Below are 22,692 nucleotides of genomic sequence, written 5' to 3' on the forward strand. Positions count from 1 at the left end.
GTACTCAGCGGCAGGCACTGGTTATTCACCGGTGCCTGCCGTATTCATTATAGAATCTGGCGATGATTATTCTTGGCATCGATCCTGGCCTGCGCACGACCGGCTTTGGGGTCATTGAAAAACACGGCAACAAGCTGCGCTATATCGCGTCGGGTACCGTCAAGACGGGTTCCGAAGGGGAATTGCCGCCGCGCCTGAAGATCATCTTGCGGGGCGTGAGCGAAATCGTCGGCACCTACCAGCCCGATTGCGCGGCCATCGAAAAAGTGTTTGTCAACGTCAACCCCCAATCGACCTTGCTGCTGGGCCAGGCGCGCGGCGCGGCCATTTGCGCGCTGGTCCACGCCGACCTGTCGGTGGCCGAATACACGGCCCTGCAAGTGAAACAGGCCGTCACGGGCCACGGCAAGGCGGCCAAGGAGCAGGTGCAGGAGATGGTATCCCGCCTGTTGTCCTTGCCTGGTTTACCCGGTACGGATGCGGCCGATGCGCTGGGCGTGGCCATTTGCCACGCCAACAGCATCGATGCGCTGGCCATGCTCGGCGCGCTGGCGCCGCAATTGCAGGGCTTGCGCATGAAGCGCGGCCGCCTCGTTGGATAAAGCATCAATCTGAAATTTAACATTAGGAACACGCGATGATAGGCCGTCTCTCCGGTATTTTGCTTGAAAAAAATCCGCCACAATTGCTGGTCGATTGCCAGGGCGTCGGCTATGAAGTCGATGTGCCGATGAGCACCTTTTACAACCTGCCCCACGTGGGCGAAAAAGTCGTGCTGTTCACGCACCAGGCCATCCGCGAAGATGCGCACCTGCTGTTTGGCTTCGGCAATGCGGCCGAGCGGGCCGTGTTCCGCCAGTTGATCAAGATCACGGGCGTGGGCGCGCGCATGGCCTTGTCGATTCTCTCGGGCATGACGATTGCCGACCTGGCCCAAGCCATTACCTTGCAGGATTCCGGCCGCCTGGTGAAAGTGCCTGGCATCGGCAAGAAGACGGCCGAACGGCTGCTGCTGGAATTGAAGGGCAAGCTGGGGGCCGATATCGGCGCCGGCGGCGCGCACGCGGCGCCCGATGCCCAATCGGACATCCTCAATGCGCTGGTCGCGCTCGGCTATTCCGACAAGGAAGCGCTGGCCGCCGTGAAAAACGTGCCGGCCGGCAGCGGCGTGTCGGACGGCATCAAACTGGCGCTGAAAGCGCTGTCGAAAGGCTGATAGGGCATGAGCATCCAGACCGACAGCTTCACGGAACAGCGCATCATCGACGCGGCGCCCATCTCGCACAACGAAGAGGCGATCGAACGGGCCTTGCGCCCGAAGCAGCTCGACGAGTACGTGGGACAGGAAAAGATCCGCGACCAGCTGGAAATTTTCATTACGGCCGCGCGCCAGCGCAAGGAAGCGCTCGACCATACCTTGCTGTTCGGCCCGCCTGGCTTGGGCAAGACGACCCTGGCGCACATCATCGCGCGCGAAATGGGCGTCAATCTGCGCCAGACCTCCGGCCCCGTGCTCGAGCGTCCGGGCGACCTGGCGGCGATTTTGACGAACCTGGAAGCGAACGACGTCCTGTTCATCGATGAAATCCACCGGCTGTCGCCTGTCGTGGAAGAGATTTTGTATCCGGCGCTTGAGGATTATCAAATCGATATCATGATCGGCGAAGGCCCGGCCGCCCGTTCCGTGAAACTCGATCTGCAGCCGTTTACATTAGTGGGCGCCACCACGCGCGCCGGCATGCTGACCAATCCGCTGCGCGACCGCTTCGGCATCGTCGCCCGGCTGGAGTTCTACAACACGGGTGAGCTGACGAAGATCGTCACGCGCAGCGCGGCCCTGCTGAAAGCGCCGATCGACCCGGAAGGCGCGCATGAGATTGCCCAGCGCGCGCGCGGCACGCCCCGCATCGCCAACCGCCTGCTGCGCCGCGTGCGCGATTTCGCGGAAGTCAAAAGCAATGGCGAGATCACCAAGGTGGTGGCTGACCGCGCGCTGGCCATGCTGGACGTCGATTCCGCCGGTTTCGACGTGATGGACCGTAAATTGCTCGAAGCCGTGCTGTTCAAGTTCGGCGGCGGCCCCGTCGGCATCGGCAATCTGGCCGCCGCCATCGGCGAAGCGGCCGATACCATCGAAGATGTGCTGGAACCGTACCTGATACAGCAAGGTTTCTTGCAGCGCACGCCCCGTGGCCGTGTCGCCACGCCGGCCGCTTACCTGCACTTCGGCGTCAGCGCGCCGCGCATGGGCCCGGGCGGCGAAGCGTGGGAACTGTGATGGCGGAAGCGGGTGAGCAAGCGAGCGTGGGCATGCAGATCTGGATCGACGCCGATGCCTGTCCCGTCGTCATCAAGGAAATTTTGTACAGAGTCGCCGACCGCCTGGAGTTGCCGCTCACCCTGGTCGCCAACCAGGGTTTGCGGGTGCCGCCCTCGCGTTTCATCCGCACCGTGCAAGTGCCGTCCGGCGCCGACGTGGCCGACCAGGAAATCGTGCGGCTGCTCAATCCCGGCGACCTCGTCATCACGGGCGACATCCCGCTGGCGGCCGACGTGCTGGCCAAGGGCGGTTTCGCGCTGAACCCGCGCGGCGAGTTTTATACGAAAGATAATATCGCCCAGCAACTGACGATGCGCGCCTTCATGGAGGAATTGCGCAGCGGCGGCGTCGACACGGGCGGCCCGGCCGCCTTCAGCCGGTCTGACCGGCAACAGTTTGCCAACAGCCTGGACCGGCATCTGAGCAAGCATCACCGCAAGCCGGCAGCGCCGCAGACGTAAAAAAACCGGCTTGCGCCGGTTTTTTTGTGCGCGTCAAACTTAACGCATGACTTTGCGCGTGCCCACGACTTCCACCGTCACGCGGCGGTTCTTGGCGCGGCCGGCGGCACTCGTGTTGTCGGCCACGGGCTGCGTTTCTCCCTTGCCTTCCGTGTAGACGCGGCTCGTCTCGACACCCTGCGCCACCAGATAAGCCTTGACGGCTTCGGCGCGGCGCAAGGAGAGCTTCTGGTTGTAGGCATCCGGACCGACGGCATCCGTATGGCCGACCGTGACGATGACTTCCAGGTCCATGCCCGTCAATTGACCGAGCAGCTGGTCCAGTGCCGCCTTGCCTTGCGGCTTGAGCGTCGATTGATCGAAATCAAACAGCGCTTCGGAAGCAAACGACACTTTTTCCGACACGGGGGCTGGCGCCGGCTTGGCCTCGATCACCGGTGCCGGCATGGCGACGACGGGCGCGACCTCGGGCGCCGGCTGGTAGGCGGGCGTGGCGCTGGCCGGACGGCCCAGTTTATACACGAGGCTGACGGAATACAGGTCCGCATCGCCGCGGTTGCCGACGGCGTCGTTCAGGCGATAACGCTCGACTTCGCCGCGCAGGGCCAGCGCTTCGCTGAACTTGTATTCGAGGCCCAGGCCCAGCTTGGCGTTGAGCTTGCGTTCGCTGGCATGGGTATTGCTCGAACCCAGCAGGCGGTTGCCGCTGAATTCCGTGTTGGTCTTGGTGTAGTGCATGCCGACACGGCCCAGCAACGACAGGCGCTGCGACAGCGGCAGCTGGCCCAACAAGTCCAGGTTTACGCCGCGAAAGGCCGCTTGTCCGTTCAGTACGCCGTTGCCGCTGGTGGTCGACTTGAAATCGAACTTGCCCAGGTCAAAGTAACCGGCTTCCACGGCGACATACTGGTTCAGTTGGCGGCCGACAAACAGTTTATAGCCGGTGTCGCGCTGGTCCTTGCTGAAACCGGTGACGGTGTCGCCGTTGGCGGCCAGGCTGGCGCGCAGGCGAGGCTCGTCGATGGTGGCGCGCGACTGGCCCACGCCTGCGCCGATGTACCAGGCGCTGTTGGCCCAGTCCGGGTTGATGAAGGTATTGTCCTGCGCCTGCGCCGATTGGGCCGCCAGCAAGGCGCCGGTCATTACGCTCAGGGCGCCCAGTGTGTGTGCGATAGTCATGGTCATGTCCCGATTATTTGGTGATCTGATTGTTGCGCAGGGTAACGGCGGCGGCCGTCAGCACGCGGCCATTGAGCAAGGTCGTGTTGTCGCCCACCGTGATGGCGGCCGACTGGCCCAGGATATTGCCCTTGAAGACGCTGTTGGCGGCCAGGGTGGTGGGGCCGACGGGCAGCCAGCTGACGTTGTCGGCCGTGGCGCCATTATTCAGGGCAACCACCGAGTTGACGGTCGAGTTCAGGGTCAGCGCCGTGCGGAAGATGTACACGCCGGGACCGTTCAGGGTCAGGGTGCCCGTGATGCTGATGGCGCCCGCATAGCAGTACACGCCGGGACCGAAGGTTTGGCCGCCCAGGTCGATGCCGCCGGCAAAGCTGACGTCGCAGCTGCGGCTGTTGCCGTCCGTGATCGCCGCTTGCAGGTCGGTCATGGCGCCGGCCAGGATGGCACCCGACTTGTAGTTGGTATAGCCAGCCGCCTGGGTCGGATCGACCGTTTGCGAAGGTGAGCCGACGTCACCCGTGATCAGCGTGGTGCCGCCCGAATTGTTCGTGATCGAGGTACCTGCCAGCACGCCGAAAGGTGCCGCGCGGCCCAGGAAGATCGGGTTCAGGACGGGCGGGATGGCCACTGCCGTGACGGTCAGCAGCGCGCTGCCCGACTGGCCGCCGGCCGTGGCGGTGATGCTGCTGGTGCCGGTGGCAACACCGGTGGCGATGCCCGTGTTCAGTACCGTGGCGTTGGCAACGGTGCCCGAGGTCCAGGCGGCGCTGTTGGTGACAATGGCGTTCGAGCTGTCGGAATAAGTGGCGGTGGCAATGAATTGCTGCGTGGCGCCCACAGCGATGCTGGCGGTGGCCGGCGTGACGGCGATGCTGACGATGCTGGCGGAAGGCACGGAGATGGTGGTGCTGGCCGTCTTGCCGTTGAAGCTGGCGTTCATGACGCTGGTGCCAAAGGCAACGCCGGTGACGAGGCCGCCGCTGGCGACGGTGGCGAAAGCGGGCGTGACGGCAAGGAAGCTGCTGCTGGCCGTGACGTCAGCCGTGCTGTTGTCCGAGTAGGTGGCAATGACGGCCAGCTGGCGCGTCGCGGCGACGGGCACGATGGGGCTTTGCGGCGTGACGGCGATAGCCAGCAAGGTCGCTGGCGTGACGGTCAACTGGGCCGCTGCGCTCTTGCCGCCAAACGCGGCGCTGATGTTGCTGTTGCCGGCAGCGATGCCGGTGCTCAAGCCTGTGGCGGCATTGACTGACGCGCTGGCCGGTGTGGCCGACGCCCAGGCCGCCTTGGCGCTGACGTCTTGCGACGAGCCGTCGCTATACGTGGCAATGGCCGTGAATTGCTGGGCCGCACCGATGGCGACCGTGGCCGTGGCTGGCGTGACGGCCAGGCTGGACAAGGTGGCGCCCGGCAAGCCGAGGATGGGATCGCGTCCCTGGTCGCCGCCGCCGCAACCGGCAAGGGCGGCCATGGCCAGCAAACCTGCCGAGACGAGCAGCGGGTTCAGATATCGCTTGAAGAGGTTCATATAGTTCCTTTGTGCATGGCAATCATTGCCGGGCATCCGCGGATGAGGTCATCCGGCAGAGCCATGCCGCTTTTCGCTACAGGCGATGGCGTCACAGGCATGCACTATTTCATTTAGGAAACTTCAAGTATGTTCGGTGGCGCGCATAGCCTGCCTTTGGTAGGAAAATGGCGCAAACGCGAGCGATTCGGCTTGGAAAACAACGGCCGTGTGCGGAATACAGACACAAAAAAGCCGGCGCAGCGGCCGGCTTCGACAGGGCATACGTGTGCTGCTTAGTCTTCGCGTACCCACGTCTGCGAGCGGCCAAACATCGGCACGCCGACATAGCCGCGCACTTGCAGCTTGGTGCCGCCTTCAATCAGTTCGGCCTTGCTCTTGTAGGTCTTGCCATTGGCCGGGTCCATGATTTCGCCGCCCGTCCATTCCTTGCCGTCATATTTCAGGCCGGACAGGATCACCAGGCCGACGATGGGCTGGTCCTTGTTGGCGCCCGTGCACTTGTCGCACTTCGGATTTTGCTCTTCATTCGGGGCGCGGAACAGCTTGTCGATCTTGCCTTGCAAGACGCCGTTGCTTTCCGTGATGACGACGAGGGATTTCGGCTTGCCGCTGGCATCGTCGATGGTTTTCCAGGTGCCGACAGGGGTGTGGTTGTCATCGCGCGCGATGGCGCTGCCGGCGATGGCCAGGGCGGCCACCAGTACGCTTGCTTGAATGCTTGCTGTGAATACTTTATGCATCGCTAGTCTCCAATGGTTTTTTTTGATCGGGTCACGAACAGTTTATATACCAAGGCAAGACCAGCGGTGCTGCGCGGCGTCACGGATAACGCCGCGCAATCCTTCCAAACCTGCCTTATGCGCTGGCTAGTTTAGCAAACTGTTCGCGCAGTTTTTCAATTGTCGCCGAAAAACTGAGCAAACGCTCGTTTTCTTGCGCAACGATGGCGGCCGGGGCGCGCGCGACGAAGCTTTCATTGCCTAATTTGCTGTTTACTTTGGCAATTTCCGCTTCGATGCGGGCGATTTCCTTGCCCAGGCGCTCGCGTTCGGCCGCCACGTCGATTTCCACTTTCAGCATCAGCTTGGTGGTGCCGACGATGGCGACGGCGGCCGGCGAGTCCGGCAGCGCATCGACGATCTGCACTTCAGCCAGCTTGCCCAGCGACTGGATGTACGGTGCGTACGACGCCAGCGCAGCTTTTTCCGCCGCATTGCCCGCTTCGACGATCAGCGGCACGCGCACGGATGGCGAGATCTGCATTTCGCCGCGCAGGTTGCGCGTCGCGTCCGTCAAGGCCTTCAGCTGCTGCATCCACGCTTCGGCCGACTCGTCGATCTTGTCGGTGTTGGCGATCGGATACGGCTGCATCATGATCGAATCACCCTCAACTTTCAGGGTCTTGCCGGCCAGCGGCGCCACCGTCTGCCACAGCGCTTCCGTGACAAACGGGATGATCGGGTGGGCCAGGCGCAGCACCACTTCCAGCACGCGCAGCAGGGTGTGGCGGGTGGCGCGCTGCTGGCCTTCCGTGCCCTGTTGCACTTGCACCTTGGCTACTTCCAGGTACCAGTCGCAATACTCGTCCCAGACGAACTTGTAGATGGTGGCGGCGATATTGTCGAAACGGAAGTCTTCAAAGCCCTTGGCCACGTCCAGTTCCGCTTTTTGCAGCAGCGAGATGATCCACTTGTCCGCTTGCGACAGGTCGGCGTCGTTCGGCGTGCAATCCTTGCCTTCCGTATTCATCATGACGAAACGGGTGGCGTTCCACATCTTGTTGCAGAAGTTGCGGTAGCCTTCGCAGCGGCCCAGGTCGAAGTTGATGTTGCGGCCCAGCGAGGCATAGCTGGCCATGGTGAAGCGCACGGCGTCCGTGCCGTAGGCGGAAATGCCTTCCGGGAATTCCTTGCGCGTCGCCTTGGTGATCTTTTCCGCGTCGCGCGGGTTCATCAGGCCCGTGGTGCGCTTGACGATCAAGCCTTCCAGGTCGATGCCGTCGATCAGGTCGATCGGGTCCAGGGTGTTGCCCTTCGACTTGGACATCTTCTGCCCCGTCGAATCGCGCACCAGGCCGTGCACGTAGACGGTTTCAAACGGGACCTTGCCCGTGAAGTGCGCCGTCATCATGACCATGCGCGCGACCCAGAAGAAGATGATGTCGAAACCCGTGACCAGCACGGACGACGGCAGGAAGGCCTTCATGTCCGGCGTTTCTTCAGGCCAACCCATCGTCGAGAACGGCACCAAGGCCGACGAGAACCACGTGTCGAGCACGTCGTCGTCGCGTTTCAAGGGGCCCGTGCTGCCGGCGGCCTGCGCCTTGGCGATGGCTTCCGCTTCTGTCTTGGCAACGAAGATATTGCCCTTGTCGTCGTACCAGGCCGGGATTTGATGGCCCCACCACAGCTGGCGCGAGATGCACCAGTCCTGGATGTTGTTGAGCCACTGGTTGTAGGTGGTGCTCCAGTTTTCCGGCACGAACTTGATTTCGCCGTTGGCGACCTTGTCCAGCGCCGTCTCGGCGATCGACTTGCCCGGGAAGAAAGTGCCTTCCGGGGCCGGTTTGCTCATGGCGACGAACCACTGGTCCGTCAGCATCGGCTCGATGACGACGCCCGTACGGTCGCCGCGCGGCACCATCAATTTATGCGGCTTGACCTGTTCCAGCAAGCCTTGCGCGTCGAGGTCGGCGACGATCTGCTTGCGCGCGGCGAAGCGGTCCATGCCGCGATACGCTTCCGGCGCGTCGTCGGTGATCTTCGCGTCCAGGGTCAGGATGACGATCTGCGCCAGTTTGTGGCGCTGGCCGACGGCGTAATCGTTCATGTCGTGCGCCGGGGTGATCTTCACGCAGCCGGTGCCGAATTCCTTGTCGACGTATTCGTCGGCAATGATGGGGATTTCGCGGTCCGTCAGCGGCAGTTTGAGCATCTTGCCCACCAGCGCCGTGTAGCGCTCGTCCGTCGGATCGACGGCCACGGCCACGTCGCCCAGCATGGTTTCAGGACGCGTGGTGGCCACCGTCAGGAAACCGCTGCCGTCGGCCAGCGGGTATTTGATGTACCACATGGAGCCGTCTTCTTCTTCCGACACCACTTCCAGGTCGGAGACAGCCGTGCCCAGCACGGGGTCCCAGTTGACGAGGCGCTTGCCGCGGTAGATCAGGCCCTGCTCGAACAGGCGCACGAAGACGTCGGTGACGACTTTCGAGCGCGGTTCATCCATCGTGAAGTATTCGCGCTGCCAGTCGGCCGAAGCGCCCAGGCGGCGCATCTGGCCGGTGATGATGGAACCCGATTTTTCTTTCCATTCCCACACTTTTTCCACGAATTTTTCGCGGCCCAGGTCATGGCGCGAAATCTTTTGCGCGTCCAGCTGGCGTTGCACGACGATTTGCGTGGCGATGCCCGCGTGGTCGGTGCCGGGAATCCAGGCCGTGTTGTGGCCCAGCATGCGGTGGTAGCGTGTCAGGCCATCCATGATGGTCTGGTTGAACGCATGGCCCATGTGCAAGGTGCCGGTGACGTTCGGCGGCGGCAACTGGATGCTGAAGGAAGGTTTTCCGGCATCGAGGGTGGCGGTAAAGTAACCGCGCTGTTCCCACTCGGTGCGCCAGAATTGTTCAATGTCGGCGGGCTCGAAAGACTTGGCTAATTCCATGATTTGGCGTGTGATTGGCAAAAGGAACCATTATAGATGACGCGGCAACGCCTGCAGCGTGGCAAGCGGCCTTTTTCAGTGTTTTGGCGGCCTGGCGGGCCGCGAACTAAGTAATCCTCAGGAAATTATTGTGAAATTATGACAAACAGAACCGGATGCTATGCAAGGCGCCAGCCGCGACGCAGTGCGAGCACTGCTAGCAGCGGGCAACGCCGCAGAGCGCCGGTTATGGAAGTCAGAAATTACAATAATTTATTGGGGGTTACTTAACAACAGAGGGCGCAATAAAACGGGGGAGAAAGGGCGGCCGATGCTATAATGCCGGCCTCGGCGCCTCCTGCCCCATCCTTGCGGACGGCGCCAGCAGACGCGGTGGTATCAACGTTTCATATCCAGCACCCGTCCGCGTCTCACGGCCAGCGCATCTGCGATGCCAGCCACCTTCAGCGCGTCCCCTTCGGGCCGGGCGCCTGAGCCACGCGCACCGCCAGCGGTGCACCATTCACGGCGGAATCAAAGCGGCACGTCATTGCACGCCGCTGCCGCCACAGCTTAGCCAGGATCTGTTGTCCGGCGCGTCGTCTTTTGATACGGCACACCCCGCTTGGCGCCTTGCCGCCTGTGGCCTTGCCGTGGCCGCCGCTTTCCTGGTTTCGCTTTTACAAGGAAATCATCATGAAAAAAATCGCCATCGTTGCCGGTCTTGCCACCACTCTGGGCGCCTTGCCTGCCGCCCAAGCCCAGTCGTCCGTTGATGTCTATGGTCTGATGGACGCGGGCCTGGTACAGGAAGGCGGCATCAGCAAGCTCACCAGTGGCATATCGGCCGGCTCGCGCCTGGGCCTGCGCGGCACGGAGTCGCTGGGCAATGGCTGGCAAGCCGTGTTCACCCTGGAAGCGGGCGTGCAGGGCGATACGGGCCGCTCGGACCAGGCGGGGCAATTGTTCGGCCGCCAGGCGTTTGTCGGCCTCGACAGCCCGCTGGGCATGCTGACCGTGGGCCGCCAGTACAACCTGCAAAGCCAGGCCTTGACCGACGTGGCCGACCCGTTCGAAGGCGGTTATGCCGGCGCGGCGACCAACCTGGCCGGCTATTCGGCCACGCGCATCGACAATACCGTGCGCTACACCTCGCCGGAATGGCGCGGCGTGACGGGCACCGTCATGTATGGCGCCGGCGAACACACGGGTGTGGCGGCGGACCAGCGCTCGCTGGGTCTGGCCCTCGGCTATGTCAACGGTCCGTTGACCTTGCGCCTGGCGCGCCAGAGCCGTGCGGGCGAGCCGGGCAAGGCCGACGCGAACAACACGATTCTGGCCGGTAACTACAACTTTGGCGTGGCCACGGCGTTTGCCGGCTATGGCCGCAACACGGGCGAGGGCAGCTCAATGTTCTTCGCGGAAAACCCATATGGCGCGGCGCAGGCGCCCACCGCGTCGAACGACAGCCGCGACGCCATCGTTGGCGTCTCCGTGCCGCTGGGCGCGACGACTTTGCTGGCCTCGTATCTGCGCAAGGATGACCGCGACAGCGCCAACCGCGATGCGCAGCAGCTGGCCATCGGCGCCACGTACGCCTTGTCCAAGCGCAGCAAGGTGTATCTTGCCTACGCGCATATCCGCAACCGCAACGACGCCGCCTACATGGTGGGCAATGCCACGGAAGTGGGCACGGGCAACCGCGCCTTCAACGTCGGCTTGCGCCACGCGTTTTAACGCCTGGTCAACCCATCGCCAGGGCAGGCAACATGCTGCCTTGGCGTAATAATTCTTCAAAGGCGGGCGCGGCCAAGGGGCGGCTGAACAGATAGCCCTGCATCTGGTCGCAGCCATGCTGGCGCAGGAAGGCCAGCTGCTGCGCCGTTTCCACGCCTTCGGCGATCACTTTCAGGCGCAGACTGTGCGCCAGCGAAATAATGGCGCGCACGATGGCCGCATCGTCGTCGCTGTGCGTGATGTCGCTGACGAAGGTTTTGTCGATCTTTAATACATCGATGGGGAAGTGGCGCAGGTAGGCCAGGCTGGAATAGCCGGTGCCGAAGTCGTCGATGGACAGTTGCACGCCCAGCGCCTTCAGGTTGGCCATGATGGCGGTGGCTTGCTCCACGTTATGCATGACCATGCTTTCCGTTAATTCCAGTTCCAGATGGGCGGCGTCGAGACCTGTCTCGGCCAGCGCCTGTGCCACAGCGTGCAGCAGATTTCTTTGCTTGAATTGTCGTGCCGACAGGTTCACGGCCAGGCGCAGCGGACCATGGCCTGCCAGCTGCCAGGCGCGTGTCTGGGCGCACGCCGTGCGCAGGACCCAGTCGCCGATGGGCGTGATCAAGCCCATTTCCTCGGCAAGGCCGATGAAGCTGGCAGGTGGAATACGCCCCAGTTGCGGATGTTGCCAGCGCAGCAGCGCTTCCATGCCCACCACCGCGCCGCTGGCCAGATCCAGCTGGGGCTGGTATTCGAGGTGAAACTGCCCGCGTTCCAGGGCGTGGCGCAATTCGCTCTCGAGTCCCAGTTGTTCCAGGGTGCCTGAATTCATGCCCGAGGCATAGAATTGCCAGTGGCCCCGTCCCTGTTCCTTGGCGCGGTACATGGCGATGTCGGCGTGCTTGATCAAGGTGTCGGCATTCTGGCCATCGTCGGGATACACGGCCACGCCCATGCAGCAGCTGAGAAAAAATTCATATTCGCCCAGTTGCAGCGGCTGCGCCACGGCGTCCTGGATGCGCTGCAGGATGGCGGCGCCCGGTTCGCCAGCGCCATGCTGTGGCAACAGCAGCACGAATTCGTCGCCGCCCAGGCGTGCCACCGTGTCGACTTCACGCGTGGCGTCGCGCAGGCGCTCGGCCACGTTTTTCAGCACCAGGTCGCCCGCATCGTGGCCCAGGGTGTCGTTGACGAATTTAAAGCGGTCGAGATCGATGAACACCACCCACAGGGGCTGGCCGCTGCGCCGCGTCACGGCCATCGCCTGTTCCAGCCGTTCGCGCAGCAGGGCGCGGTTGGCCAGCCCCGTCAGGATATCGTGCCGGGCCTGGAATTCCAGTTCCTGCTCGAAGCGCATGACGGTGCTGATGTCGTATTGCGCCACGACAAAGTGGCTGACGGCGCCATCGCCATCGTCGCGCACGGGCGCGACGAACAGCTCGCTCCAATAAGTGCTGCCATCCTTGCGGAAATTGCGCACGATGGCCTTGCCTTCGCGCTGTTCGCGCAGTGCGGCCGTAATCTGATGCATGTCTTGCCGCCCCTGCTCCGGACCCTGCAAGTCTTCCAGGCGCTGGCCGATGACTTCGCCGGCCGCATAGCCGGTGATGCGCTCGAAGGCGGGATTGACGTATTCGATCAGGTAGCCGGGTGCGTCGGCGCTGCACAGGATGATGGCGTTGGCCGACACTTCGATGATGCGTTCGCGCAAACGCAGCGACTTTTCATTGCGCATGCGCGCCGCGATGTCTTCGGACAGGCGCAAATTGGCAAACTGCAGCGCCGCCGTGCGTTCGCCCGTGATGCGGGCAATCACGAAATTGCGCGACACCAGCTGGTATACATAGGCCGTTGCCAGCAGGCTCGACAGCAGTCCGCCCAGCAGCACATACAGCGAACCGCGATGGTTGGCATCGGGCGCCATGCCTTTGGCCGGCAGCAGGGCCGCGCCCAGCGTATGCCCGCTGGCGTAGTACTGCAGCAACAGCTTGCTGCTTTCCGACTCGATCTGGCGTGCCGAGGCGTAGCACAGGGCCGTCAGGCACAGCCCGACCGTCAGGGTGATCAGGGCCGAGATGGAGACGGAAATGGAGATACGTTTGAAGAATGATTGCATGATGGCGTCCGGTAGCAGCGCCGGCGCCGATCCATGATCCGGCAGCTCTGGCAGTGACTGACTGTAGGGCGGCAGGCGCCGCGGGGTCCGTTCGCTGGCGAACGGACAAGCATGCTTGCAAGAAATATAGTCGGGCCACTGTGCAGGCGCTGTGTTACGCTGCTGCATATGGCGCCCCTCGTTCGGACGTCTTTCACTTCTCTCCCTAGCTGACGACTGGAAACCAGGAAAACTGCCCATGTCGAGTCCGCATGCCCAGCTGCACAACCCGAATCAAAACCATTTACTCGCCGCCATGCTCGACGCCGATTTCGCGCGCCTGGCTCCCCATCTGGAGCAAGTCTCCATGCTGCTGGGCGATGTGATCTACGACTCGGGCGACAAGCTGCAGTATGTATACTTCCCCACCACGGCCATCGTTTCCATCCATTACCTGCTGGAAAACGGCGGCTCGTCCGAGATCGCCGGCGTCGGCAACGAGGGCATCGTGGGCGTGTCGCTGTTCATGGGCGGCAACTCGACACCGAGCCGCGCCGTCGTGCAGACAGGCGGCGTCGGCTACCGGCTCAAGGCCCACCTGCTGATGGAAGAGTTCGACCGCGCCGGCCCCGTCATGCGTTTGCTGCTGCGTTATACGCAAGCGCTGATCACGCAAATGTCGCAAACGGCCGTGTGCAACCGCCACCATACGGTGGAGCAGCAGCTGTGCCGCTGGCTGCTGCTGACCATGGACCGCCTGCCGAACCGCGAGCTGACCATGACGCAGGAACTCATCGCCAACATGCTGGGCGTGCGCCGCGAAGGCGTCACGGAAGCGGCGGGGCGATTGCAGACGCGCGGCTTCATCAGCTACCGGCGTGGCCATATCTCCGTGCTGGACCGCGCCGGCCTCGAAGGCCATGTGTGCGAATGCTATGGCGTCGTGAAGAAGGAATTCACGCGCCTGCTGTCGGACGTGCGCCAGCGCCAAGGCCGCTAAACGCCGCATTTCCCTCTCTTTTATTATTGTCCTAGCCCAGGCTACCTATGTACTCAGTTGAAAATCACCCTACTCGCGCCCCTTCGCGCTGGCCCATGACATTGGCATTCTCGTTCAGCGCCATCGTATTGGTGGTCATCGGCGTGCTGGCCTGGCGCGCGCCGCCTTTTGATGCGGCGATCCTGATCGAGGCCCTGGTATGCCTGCTGTTGCTGATGCTGGTGGCGCTGTACCGGCGCACGGTGTCGGCCAGCCTGCCGCGCCAGCTGCTCAAGGCGGGCGCCTTGCAGGATGCGATTTTCAACAGCGCCAATTTCTCGTGCATCGCCACCGATGCGCAGGGCGTGATCCAGATCTTCAACGTGGGCGCCGAACGCATGCTCGGCTACGCAGCCAGCGACGTGGTCGACAAACTGACGCCGGCCGGTATTTCCGACGCGCAAGAAATCGTCACCCGCGCCGCCGCCCTCAGCGCCGAGCTCGACACCGTCATCACGCCGGGCGTGGAAGCGCTCGTGTTCAAGGCCACGCGCGGCATCGAAGACATCTATGAGCTGACCCACATCCGCAAGGATGGCAGCCGCTTCCCCGCCATCGTCTCCGTGACGGCCTTGCGCGACGCGCAGAGCAAGGTCATCGGCTATCTGCTGATCGGCACCGATAACACGGTGCGCAAGCAGGTCGAGGCGGAACAGGCGCTGCTGGATCAGCGCCTGCGCGAACAGCAGGCGTATACGCGCTCGCTGGTCGAGACCAATAATGCCGAGTTGAAAAAGGCGCGACTGGTGGCGGAAAAGGCCAACCGCGCCAAGTCCGAATTCCTGTCGAGCATGAGCCATGAATTGCGCACGCCCTTGAATGCCGTGCTGGGCTTTGCCCAGCTCATGGCGTCCGACGTGCCGCCGCCCAGCCCGCCGCAGCAGCGCTCGATCGAGCAAATCCTCAAGGGCGGCTGGTATCTCTTGCGCTTGATTAATGAAATTCTCGACCTGGCCATGATCGAATCGGGCAAGGTCACCCTGTCGCAGGAAGCGATGTCGCTGCTCGACGTGCTGCAGGATTGCCAGGCCATGATCGCGCCGCAGGCGGAAAAGCGCGGCATCCGCATGCATTTCCCCCGCTGCGGCAAGGCGTTCTATGTGCATGCGGACCGCACGCGCGTGAAACAGGTGATGATCAACCTGCTGTCGAACGCGATCAAGTACAACCAGGGCGGCGGCGCCGTCACCGTCGAATGCAGCCGGCATGGCGAGCGCGTGCGCGTGAGCGTGCGCGACAGCGGCGCCGGCCTCGACGCGGCCCAGGTGGCGCAGCTGTTCCAGCCGTTTAATCGCCTGGGACAGGAAAACAGCACGGAAGAGGGCACGGGCATCGGCCTGGTCGTCACCAAGCAACTGGTCGAATTGATGGGCGGCACCATCGGCGTCGACAGCACCGTCGGCGTGGGCACCACGTTCTGGTTCGAGCTGGCCGCCAGCAGCGCACCGGAACTGGTGCTGGGCGACGGCGATGCGCTGCCGCAGGTGCAGGAACCGCAGGAAAGCCAGCGCACTTTGCTGTACGTGGAAGACAATCCCGCCAACCTGGCGCTGGTCGAGCAATTGATCGCCCGCCGCAGCGACTTGAAACTGCTGACGGCCATCGATGCGCATCTGGGCATCGACCTGGCGCGCACCTATCAGCCCGACGTGATCTTGATGGATATCAACCTGCCCGGCATCAGCGGCTATGGCGCGCTGCATATCCTGCATGATGATCCCCTCACCAGCCACATCCCCGTCATGGCCTTGTCGGCCAATGCCGTGCCGCGCGACATCGAAAAAGGCTTGCAAGCGGGCTTCTTCCGCTATCTCACCAAGCCGATCAAGGTGGTCGAGTTCATGGATGCGCTCGATGTAGCCCTGCACCATGCGGCCGCGCACGGCCTGGCCGACGACACTCACGCAATACGCTAATTCAGCAATCAATTTTAGGAATACCGCCATGCTTCAAGCCACCGAGATCCTGAACGCCAGCATCCTCATCGTCGATGACCAGGAGGCCAACGTCATGCTGCTCGAACAGGTGCTGCGCAATGCCGGCTACACGCGCATCACGTCCACCATGGACCCGCAAGCCGTGCGCGCGCTGCATCAGCAGCACCGCTACGACCTGATCCTGCTCGACTTGCAGATGCCGGAAATGGATGGCTTCGAAGTCATGGAAGGCTTGCGCGATCTCGAGGCGGGCAGCTATCTGCCCGTGCTGGTGATCACGGCCCAGCCCGGCCACAAGCTGCGCGCGCTGCAAGCGGGCGCCAAGGATTTCGTCAGCAAGCCCTTCGACCTGGTGGAAGTCAAGACGCGCATCCACAACATGCTGGAAGTGCGCTTGCTGTACCAGAAGCTGGCCGAATACAACAAGTCGCTGGAACAGATGGTGGAAGATCGCACGGCGGAGCTGCGCGAAAGCGAAGCGCGCTTCCAGCGCTTCACGGAACTGTCTTCCGACTGGTACTGGGAACAGGATGCACAGGGCAATTTGACGCGCTTTTCCGGCCCCGTGGCCGAGATGCTGGGCATCGGCAGCGAGGAAGAGCCGCAGCGCTGGAATGCCGCCGAGCGCGCCTTGCTCGACGCAAAAATTGCCGCGCGCGAACCGTTCCTCGATTTCATCTACAGCCGCGCCAACCTCGACGGCAGCACGCAGTATCTGCAGGTCAGCGGCGAACCGATGTTCGACAATGGCAGCCGCTTCATCGGCTACCGCGGCATCGGCCTCGATGTCACGGAGCGCTTGCGAGGGGCGTGATTTATACTTGGTGCTATCCACATCGACAAGGAAAGCATCATGGCTGACAAATCACCACCGCAATACTGGTTTCCCGCCAAGACCTATGGCTGGGGCTGGGGCTTGCCCATCACCTGGCAGGGCTGGCTGGTGTTCCTGGCCGCGCTGGCGCTGTTCGCCTGCGGCGCCTTCCTGTTCCCGCCGCAAACCATGCTGGTTGGCTACATCGTGTATGAAGCGGCCATCGTCGCCGTGCTCATTTTCATCTGCCAGCTGAAGGGCGAACCGACCGCCTGGCGCTGGGGCAAGAAGAAATAAGCGTGCCGGCATCTGCTGCATTGCAGCAGGTGCGCAAAGACGACACCTGCAAGAAATCATCTGGCCACGCGGCGCGAACCGCGTATAATTGGCTCGCTGCCGCAAGGCGGCAAACGCTAGGGGTCCTGCCTTTCGCTGTGGAAACACAGTGCAAGCGCGGGTGAGAAATACCCTCCGAACCTGATCTGGATAATGCCAGCGAAGGGAAGCTTTAGGATGAACGCACCCCGCTTTTCCGCGTGCGTAATTCCGAACCTCCTTAGCTGGCTCCAGGCTTAAAAATAGTCTAGCCAAGGAGCCAAAATGAACGCCAACCCGAAATTCCTCTCCGCCACCGCCACGGTCGACGAAGCCGCCATCGCGCCGCTGCCCAATTCGCGCAAGATCTACGTGCAGGGCAGCCGCCCCGACATCCGCGTACCCATGCGCGAGATCAGCCAGTCCGACACGGAAGCATCGTTCGGCGGCGAAAAGAATCCGCCGATCTACGTCTACGATACCTCCGGCCCTTACACGGACCCGGACGTGCGGATCGACATCCGCTCGGGCCTCGATACGCCGCGCCTGCCGTGGATCATGGAGCGGGCCGACACGGAAGAATTGCCCGGCCCCACCTCCGACTACGGCATCGCCCGCCTGGCGGACCCGAAGCTGGCCGAGTTGCGTTTCAACTTGCACCGCAAGCCGCGCCGCGCCATTGCCGGCAAGAACGTTACGCAAATGCATTACGCGCGCCAGGGCATCATCACGCCGGAAATGGAATTCGTCGCCATCCGCGAAAACATGCGCCGCCAGGAGTATTTGCGCGAACTGAAAGCTTCCGGCCCCATGGGCGAGCGCCTGGCCGACCTGATGGGCCGCCAGCACCCGGGCCAGTCGTTCGGCGCCAGCATCCCGGCGGAAATCACGCCGGAATTCGTGCGCGAGGAAATCGCCCGCGGCCGCGCCATCATTCCCGCCAACATCAACCACCCGGAAGTCGAGCCGATGATCATCGGCCGCAATTTCCTCGTGAAAATCAACGCGAATATCGGCAATTCCGCCGTCACCTCGTCGATCGGCGAGGAAGTGGAAAAGATGACCTGGGCCATCCGCTGGGGCGGCGATAACGTGATGGACTTGTCTACCGGCAAGCATATCCACGAAACGCGCGAATGGATCGTGCGCAACAGCCCCGTGCCCATCGGCACCGTGCCCATTTACCAGGCGCTGGAAAAGGTCAATGGCAAGGCCGAGGATCTGACGTGGGAAATCTTCCGCGACACTTTGATCGAGCAGGCCGAGCAGGGCGTCGACTATTTCACCATCCACGCTGGCGTGCTGCTGCGCTACGTGCCGATGACGGCCAAGCGGCTGACGGGCATCGTCTCGCGCGGCGGCTCCATCATGGCCAAATGGTGTCTGGCGCACCACCAGGAATCGTTCCTGTACACGCATTTCGAGGAAATCTGCGAAATCATGAAGGCCTACGACGTGTCGTTCTCGCTGGGCGACGGCTTGCGCCCCGGTTCCATCTACGACGCCAACGACGAGGCGCAGCTGGGCGAACTGAAAACTCTGGGCGAGCTGACGCAGGTTGCCTGGAAGCACGACGTGCAAGTGATGATCGAGGGCCCGGGTCATGTGCCCATGCAACTCATTAAAGAAAACATGGACTTGCAGCTGGAGCAGTGCGGCGAAGCGCCGTTCTACACCCTGGGACCGTTGACGACGGATATCGCGCCCGGTTACGACCACATCACGTCCGGCATCGGCGCGGCCATGATCGGCTGGTACGGCACGGCCATGCTGTGCTACGTGACGCCGAAGGAACACCTGGGCTTGCCCAACAAGGCTGACGTCAAGGATGGCATCATCACCTACAAGATTGCGGCGCATGCGGCCGACCTGGCGAAAGGCCATCCGGGCGCACAGATCCGCGACAATGCCCTGTCGAAAGCCCGCTTCGAATTCCGCTGGGACGACCAGTTCAACATCGGCCTGGACCCGGACAAGGCGCGCGAATTCCACGATGAAACCTTGCCCAAGGATTCGGCCAAGGTGGCGCATTTCTGCTCCATGTGCGGCCCCCACTTCTGTTCGATGAAGATCACGCAGGAAGTGCGCGAATACGCGGCCGGCATGGGCATCGCGGAAGACAAGGCGCTCCAGCAGGGCATGGAAATCAAGGCCATCGAGTTCATCAAGAACGGCGCCGAGCTGTACCGCAAGGTCTGAAGGAGAGCGTGATGCCTGCATTGATATCCATCACGCTCAACGGCGCGCCGCATCAGGTGCCGCCCGGGCAAACCCTCGATCAATTGATCGCCGCGCTGTCGCTGGAAAACCAGGCGCTGGCGCTGGCCGTCAACCGCAACGTCGTGCCGCGCAAGGCGTGGCCAGGACAGGTCTTGCAAACGCAAGACCAGGTGGAAATAGTCCGCGCCATCGGTGGCGGCTGAACTAAGGAAAAAGCAATGAACAGTAATAACAACGACCTGCTGACCATTGCAGGAAAACAGTATCAATCGCGCTTGCTGGTGGGCAGCGGCAAGTACAAGGACTTGCCGCAGACGCGCGAGGCGACGGATGCGGCCGAGGCGCAGATCATCACGGTGGCGATCCGCAGGGTCAACATTGGCCAGGACCCTAACGCGCCCAGCCTGCTCGACTTCGTGCCGCCGGACCAGTACACGATACTGCCGAACACGGCCGGCTGCTACAACGCGAAAGACGCCGTCTACACCTTGCAGCTGGCGCGCGAACTGCTGGGCGGGCGCAATCTGGTCAAGCTCGAGGTGCTGGGCGATGAAAAGACCCTGTTCCCGCACATGCCGGAAACGTTGATTGCCGCCGAGGCGCTGGTCAAGGATGGCTTTGACGTGATGGTCTACTGCAGCGATGACCCCATCCAGGCGAAGATTCTGGAAGACATCGGCTGCGTGGCCGTCATGCCGCTGGCCTCCTTGATCGGCTCGGGCATGGGCATCCTGAATCCGTGGAACTTGTCCTTGATCATCGACCAGGCGAAAGTGCCCGTGCTCGTCGATGCGGGCGTGGGCACGGCGTCGGATGCGGCCATCGCCATGGAACTCGGTTGCGATGGCGTGCTGATGAATACGGCCATTGCCGGCGCGCGCGATCCCGTGCGCATGGCGCGTGCGATGAAGCTGGCCGTGCGGGCCGGGCGCGAAGCGTTTCTGGCGGGACGCATGCCGCGCAAATTTGCCGCGTCGCCGTCGTCGCCGATGGCGGGTCGCCTGACGTGACGGGGCCAACGTTGCCGACGGTGCTGGTGTTTGCCGGCGCCGACCCGTCCGGCGGCGCCGGCATCGCCGCCGATATTGTCGCGATTGCCGCGCAGGGCGCGCATGCCTTGCCCGTGATCACGGCGCTGACGGTGCAGGACAACGACAGGGTCTTCGGCGTGCAGCCGGTGGCGCCGGAATGGCTGCGCCGGCAGGCGCTGGCGCTGATCGACAAGATGGTAATCAGCGCCGTGAAAATCGGCATCCCGGGCAGCGCCGCGAATGCGGCCGTCATCGCGCAGCTGATCGCGCAATTGCGCCAAAGCCGGCCGGACTTGCCCGTGGTGCTCGATCCCGTGCTGGCCAGCGGCCATGGCGACGTGCTCAGCCGGGACGATGCCGTGCTGGCGCTGGCGCCCTTGCTGCCGGTGACGACCGTGATCGTACCGAACGGGCCCGAAGCGCTGGCTCTCGGCGGCGAAGCAGCGTTGCGCGCGCAAGGCTGTGGCCACGTGCTGGTGACGGGTGGCCACGGCGAGGGCCAGACGATCATCAACCGCTGGTTTGACGCCGCTGGCGGGGAGCGCGAATGGTGCTGGCCGCGCCTGCCCGGAGAATTTCACGGCAGCGGCTGCACCCTGGCCTCGGCCATCGCGGCGCGCCTGGCGCTGGGACAGGCATTGCCTGAAGCGCTTGATCTGGCGCAAAGCTATTGCCATGCGGCCCTGGCCGGCGCGTATGCGATTGCGCCAGGTCAGCTTATGCCGCAACGATTCATTCAATAAGGAAAACATCATGCGTGGACTGTATCTGGTTACCCCGAATTGGGACGACACCGACCGCCTGCTCGACATCACGGAACAGGCCTTGCACGGCGGCGTGGCCCTGCTGCAATACCGTCACAAGAGCGCCGAGGCGCAGCAGCGGCGCGAGCAGGCGGGCGCCCTGCTGGCCCTGGCCCGCAAGTATGGCGTGCCCTTCATCATCAATGACTTTATCGCGCTGTGCGAAGAACTCGACGCGGATGGCGTGCACGTGGGCGGCCTGGACGCGTCCGTGGCGCAGGTGCGCGCCTGCCTGGGCAAGGACAAGATCGTCGGCGCTTCCTGCTATGGCGACATGGCTCTGGCAAGGACGGCCGAGGCCGGCGGCGCCAGCTATGTGGCCTTCGGCGGCTTTTATCCGTCGCTGGTGAAAAAGTATCCGGTCACGACACCCCTCGACATCGTGCTGCAGGCCAAGCGCGAGATCGCCTTGCCCTGCGTGGTGATCGGCGGCATGACGCCGGAGAACGCGGCGCCGCTTGTGGCGCGCGGCGCCGACATGGTGGCGGCCATCAGCAGCGTCTTTAACAATGCATACGAGGCGGACGATGTGAACATTGCAGTGCAGCAATTCAATCAATTGTTCGCGGCATGAGCATGGACATACGGGGCTGATTTGGGGCAATAATCGGCATATAATAAGAACATCAGTGCGACACGGTCGCAAAATCGTCGCTATGCGGCAATCATTAGAAGCAGGAGCGGGTTAGTATCCCTTTGAATTTAAAGGAAAATTCGCCCTAATTGATACAAACGTAATAGTCTTAGAAGCCGTAATTCCTAGTGTGGATACAAAGTGGGTTTTGTGTTCCAGTGGGTTAATTGTGTCTGCGAATCCAATTTAACGGTTCGCTTACGTTGTTAAAATACGACAATAGAGTCCTTCCAAAGAAAAATGAGTCCTCTCATTCAGCATATCAAGCGGGTTGCAAAAGACGATGTTCGGACCTTCTTCGCGCCTTTCGTTGCGATGTATGGCTTTATCCGAAAAGAGTTGAAGCGGCCTCCAATACGGTAAGCTCGGACACTAACAGCAAGGTCTAACACCTCCGCTAGTATTTTAGTAGGTATCTCACTACTTACATCAATGAACTTCTAGAGCGACAAGCTCTTCGATATCTTGTCGTACCCAAATCTTCAATTACTTGGTGCTACGACCGGGCGCACGACCGCCCGTCACCTACTCGAACATGCGTCATCGGTAACGATGGGGTATGAAGCTTCGAAGACAATGTACCCCCAAAATTTCGGTGGCTAACCGCGTGAGCGTTTGGTCAGAGACTGCTAGCAGTAATGCGGTTTAGGGGCTAGGTGAGTGCTGCAAGAGTAATGTAATGTGAACCATCGTTTGAACCCTCGTAAATATTGATAGGCCAAAACTGCTGATAGGCCTAAACCAAAACGGTACGTGGTCGGATATCTCCGTTGATGTTGGGGATACGTCGTCATTTAAACCACCGGGGGAAAGATGGACTCTAAACAGCTAGTCGCGATGTAGCTGTCGCGTCGATATCGTTGGGAACGTGGTAAGCCCGATTTTCTGCCAAAAATCAAAACAGCGAGAAATTGGCAAGTAAGCCGCAAGGCGAGCAGATGGG

The 22,692-nt window shown here is 62.2% G+C and carries 19 protein-coding genes and 1 riboswitch; of the genes, 14 read left to right on the forward strand and 5 right to left on the reverse strand.

The features are described 5' to 3' along the window. The first annotated feature begins 62 nt into the window (after positions 1 to 62). Genes ruvC through JAB4_RS05385 form a run of 4 tightly spaced genes read left to right on the forward strand, consistent with a single transcriptional unit; the run spans position 63 to position 2,781 of the window. The gene (gene ruvC / locus JAB4_RS05370) at positions 63 to 602 is read left to right on the forward strand and encodes a crossover junction endodeoxyribonuclease RuvC (protein ID WP_070222697.1); all 540 of its coding nucleotides are present in this window, start codon (positions 63 to 65) and stop codon (positions 600 to 602) included. Between the two features lie 35 nt (positions 603 to 637). Further along, a complete protein-coding gene (gene ruvA, locus JAB4_RS05375) occupies positions 638 to 1,216 on the forward strand; it encodes a Holliday junction branch migration protein RuvA (RefSeq protein WP_070222695.1) in 579 nt (192 codons plus the stop codon). Positions 1,217 to 1,222: 6 nt separating this feature from the next. Beyond that, positions 1,223 to 2,278 carry a Holliday junction branch migration DNA helicase RuvB gene (gene ruvB / locus JAB4_RS05380; RefSeq protein ID WP_034749202.1) on the forward strand — a complete coding sequence of 352 codons (1,056 nt, stop codon included), beginning with the start codon at positions 1,223 to 1,225 and terminating at the stop codon, positions 2,276 to 2,278. 32 nt (positions 2,279 to 2,310) lie between these two features. Continuing rightward, positions 2,311 to 2,781, forward strand: coding sequence for a YaiI/YqxD family protein (locus JAB4_RS05385; RefSeq protein ID WP_070222860.1), 471 nt, complete (start codon positions 2,311 to 2,313; stop codon positions 2,779 to 2,781). Between the two features lie 39 nt (positions 2,782 to 2,820). Here the strand turns inward: JAB4_RS05385 and JAB4_RS05390 are convergent, their stop codons facing one another. The 4 genes from JAB4_RS05390 to JAB4_RS05405 form a co-directional block, all read right to left on the reverse strand. Further along, complete coding sequence (locus tag JAB4_RS05390) at positions 2,821 to 3,960, reverse strand: OmpA family protein (RefSeq protein WP_070222858.1); 1,140 nt, start codon at positions 3,958 to 3,960, stop codon at positions 2,821 to 2,823. A gap of 13 nt (positions 3,961 to 3,973) precedes the next feature. Continuing rightward, positions 3,974 to 5,491, reverse strand: a complete 1,518-nt coding sequence (locus JAB4_RS30900) for an ice-binding family protein (protein ID WP_070222693.1) — start codon at positions 5,489 to 5,491, stop codon at positions 3,974 to 3,976. A gap of 275 nt (positions 5,492 to 5,766) precedes the next feature. Beyond that, positions 5,767 to 6,234, reverse strand: a complete 468-nt coding sequence (locus JAB4_RS05400) for a DUF2147 domain-containing protein (RefSeq protein ID WP_070222691.1) — start codon at positions 6,232 to 6,234, stop codon at positions 5,767 to 5,769. Positions 6,235 to 6,349: 115 nt separating this feature from the next. Continuing rightward, positions 6,350 to 9,157 (reverse strand): valine--tRNA ligase, encoded by a 2,808-nt coding sequence (locus JAB4_RS05405; RefSeq protein WP_070222689.1) that lies wholly within the window; start codon positions 9,155 to 9,157, stop codon positions 6,350 to 6,352. 675 nt (positions 9,158 to 9,832) lie between these two features. Here JAB4_RS05405 and JAB4_RS05410 point away from each other — a divergent pair. Then, complete coding sequence (locus JAB4_RS05410; protein ID WP_070222856.1) at positions 9,833 to 10,873, forward strand: porin; 1,041 nt, start codon at positions 9,833 to 9,835, stop codon at positions 10,871 to 10,873. A gap of 7 nt (positions 10,874 to 10,880) precedes the next feature. Here the strand turns inward: JAB4_RS05410 and JAB4_RS05415 are convergent, their stop codons facing one another. Next, positions 10,881 to 12,977 carry an EAL domain-containing protein gene (locus tag JAB4_RS05415; RefSeq protein ID WP_070222687.1) on the reverse strand — a complete coding sequence of 699 codons (2,097 nt, stop codon included), beginning with the start codon at positions 12,975 to 12,977 and terminating at the stop codon, positions 10,881 to 10,883. 238 nt (positions 12,978 to 13,215) lie between these two features. Between JAB4_RS05415 and JAB4_RS05420 the strand changes: the two genes are divergently transcribed. From JAB4_RS05420 to thiE, 9 genes are all read left to right on the forward strand, one after another. Then, a complete protein-coding gene (locus JAB4_RS05420; RefSeq protein ID WP_070222685.1) occupies positions 13,216 to 13,956 on the forward strand; it encodes a Crp/Fnr family transcriptional regulator in 741 nt (246 codons plus the stop codon). A gap of 215 nt (positions 13,957 to 14,171) precedes the next feature. Further along, positions 14,172 to 15,911, forward strand: a complete 1,740-nt coding sequence (locus JAB4_RS05425) for an ATP-binding protein (protein WP_070222854.1) — start codon at positions 14,172 to 14,174, stop codon at positions 15,909 to 15,911. A gap of 28 nt (positions 15,912 to 15,939) precedes the next feature. Next, on the forward strand, positions 15,940 to 16,746 hold the full coding sequence (locus tag JAB4_RS05430) for a response regulator (RefSeq protein ID WP_070222683.1): 807 nt from the start codon (positions 15,940 to 15,942) through the stop codon (positions 16,744 to 16,746). A 39-nt stretch (positions 16,747 to 16,785) separates the two neighbouring features. Next, a complete protein-coding gene (locus tag JAB4_RS05435; protein WP_070222681.1) occupies positions 16,786 to 17,043 on the forward strand; it encodes a hypothetical protein in 258 nt (85 codons plus the stop codon). A 108-nt stretch (positions 17,044 to 17,151) separates the two neighbouring features. After that, positions 17,152 to 17,267, forward strand: a riboswitch (TPP riboswitch). A gap of 79 nt (positions 17,268 to 17,346) precedes the next feature. Next, entirely contained in the window at positions 17,347 to 19,260 is a 1,914-nt protein-coding gene (gene thiC / locus JAB4_RS05440; protein WP_070222679.1) for a phosphomethylpyrimidine synthase ThiC, read from the forward strand. A gap of 11 nt (positions 19,261 to 19,271) precedes the next feature. After that, on the forward strand, positions 19,272 to 19,484 hold the full coding sequence (gene thiS, locus JAB4_RS05445; RefSeq protein ID WP_170846499.1) for a sulfur carrier protein ThiS: 213 nt from the start codon (positions 19,272 to 19,274) through the stop codon (positions 19,482 to 19,484). A gap of 15 nt (positions 19,485 to 19,499) precedes the next feature. Continuing rightward, on the forward strand, positions 19,500 to 20,291 hold the full coding sequence (locus tag JAB4_RS05450) for a thiazole synthase (protein ID WP_070222677.1): 792 nt from the start codon (positions 19,500 to 19,502) through the stop codon (positions 20,289 to 20,291). Further along, positions 20,288 to 21,055 carry a hydroxymethylpyrimidine/phosphomethylpyrimidine kinase gene (locus JAB4_RS05455; RefSeq protein WP_227742097.1) on the forward strand — a complete coding sequence of 256 codons (768 nt, stop codon included), beginning with the start codon at positions 20,288 to 20,290 and terminating at the stop codon, positions 21,053 to 21,055. The genes JAB4_RS05450 and JAB4_RS05455 overlap by 4 nt, the downstream gene beginning before the upstream one ends. 10 nt (positions 21,056 to 21,065) lie before the next feature. Continuing rightward, positions 21,066 to 21,689 carry a thiamine phosphate synthase gene (gene thiE, locus JAB4_RS05460; RefSeq protein ID WP_070222674.1) on the forward strand — a complete coding sequence of 208 codons (624 nt, stop codon included), beginning with the start codon at positions 21,066 to 21,068 and terminating at the stop codon, positions 21,687 to 21,689. Positions 21,690 to 22,692 lie beyond the last annotated feature (1,003 nt).

Source organism: Janthinobacterium sp. HH102, from assembly GCF_001758625.2.
In the GTDB taxonomy this organism is placed as follows: Bacteria; Pseudomonadota; Gammaproteobacteria; order Burkholderiales; family Burkholderiaceae_D; genus Janthinobacterium.

Coding starts and splice junctions, on each gene's coding strand:
- ruvC (WP_070222697.1), top strand. CDS start 63: ATGATTATTCTTGGCATCGATCCTGGCCTGCGCACGACCGGCTTTGGG.
- ruvA (WP_070222695.1), top strand. CDS start 638: ATGATAGGCCGTCTCTCCGGTATTTTGCTTGAAAAAAATCCGCCACAA.
- ruvB (WP_034749202.1), top strand. CDS start 1,223: ATGAGCATCCAGACCGACAGCTTCACGGAACAGCGCATCATCGACGCG.
- JAB4_RS05385 (WP_070222860.1), top strand. CDS start 2,311: ATGCAGATCTGGATCGACGCCGATGCCTGTCCCGTCGTCATCAAGGAA.
- JAB4_RS05390 (WP_070222858.1), bottom strand. CDS start 3,960: ATGACTATCGCACACACACTGGGCGCCCTGAGCGTAATGACCGGCGCC.
- JAB4_RS30900 (WP_070222693.1), bottom strand. CDS start 5,491: ATGAACCTCTTCAAGCGATATCTGAACCCGCTGCTCGTCTCGGCAGGT.
- JAB4_RS05400 (WP_070222691.1), bottom strand. CDS start 6,234: ATGCATAAAGTATTCACAGCAAGCATTCAAGCAAGCGTACTGGTGGCC.
- JAB4_RS05405 (WP_070222689.1), bottom strand. CDS start 9,157: ATGGAATTAGCCAAGTCTTTCGAGCCCGCCGACATTGAACAATTCTGG.
- JAB4_RS05410 (WP_070222856.1), top strand. CDS start 9,833: ATGAAAAAAATCGCCATCGTTGCCGGTCTTGCCACCACTCTGGGCGCC.
- JAB4_RS05415 (WP_070222687.1), bottom strand. CDS start 12,977: ATGCAATCATTCTTCAAACGTATCTCCATTTCCGTCTCCATCTCGGCC.
- JAB4_RS05420 (WP_070222685.1), top strand. CDS start 13,216: ATGTCGAGTCCGCATGCCCAGCTGCACAACCCGAATCAAAACCATTTA.
- JAB4_RS05425 (WP_070222854.1), top strand. CDS start 14,172: ATGCTGGTGGCGCTGTACCGGCGCACGGTGTCGGCCAGCCTGCCGCGC.
- JAB4_RS05430 (WP_070222683.1), top strand. CDS start 15,940: ATGCTTCAAGCCACCGAGATCCTGAACGCCAGCATCCTCATCGTCGAT.
- JAB4_RS05435 (WP_070222681.1), top strand. CDS start 16,786: ATGGCTGACAAATCACCACCGCAATACTGGTTTCCCGCCAAGACCTAT.
- thiC (WP_070222679.1), top strand. CDS start 17,347: ATGAACGCCAACCCGAAATTCCTCTCCGCCACCGCCACGGTCGACGAA.
- thiS (WP_170846499.1), top strand. CDS start 19,272: ATGCCTGCATTGATATCCATCACGCTCAACGGCGCGCCGCATCAGGTG.
- JAB4_RS05450 (WP_070222677.1), top strand. CDS start 19,500: ATGAACAGTAATAACAACGACCTGCTGACCATTGCAGGAAAACAGTAT.
- thiE (WP_070222674.1), top strand. CDS start 21,066: ATGCGTGGACTGTATCTGGTTACCCCGAATTGGGACGACACCGACCGC.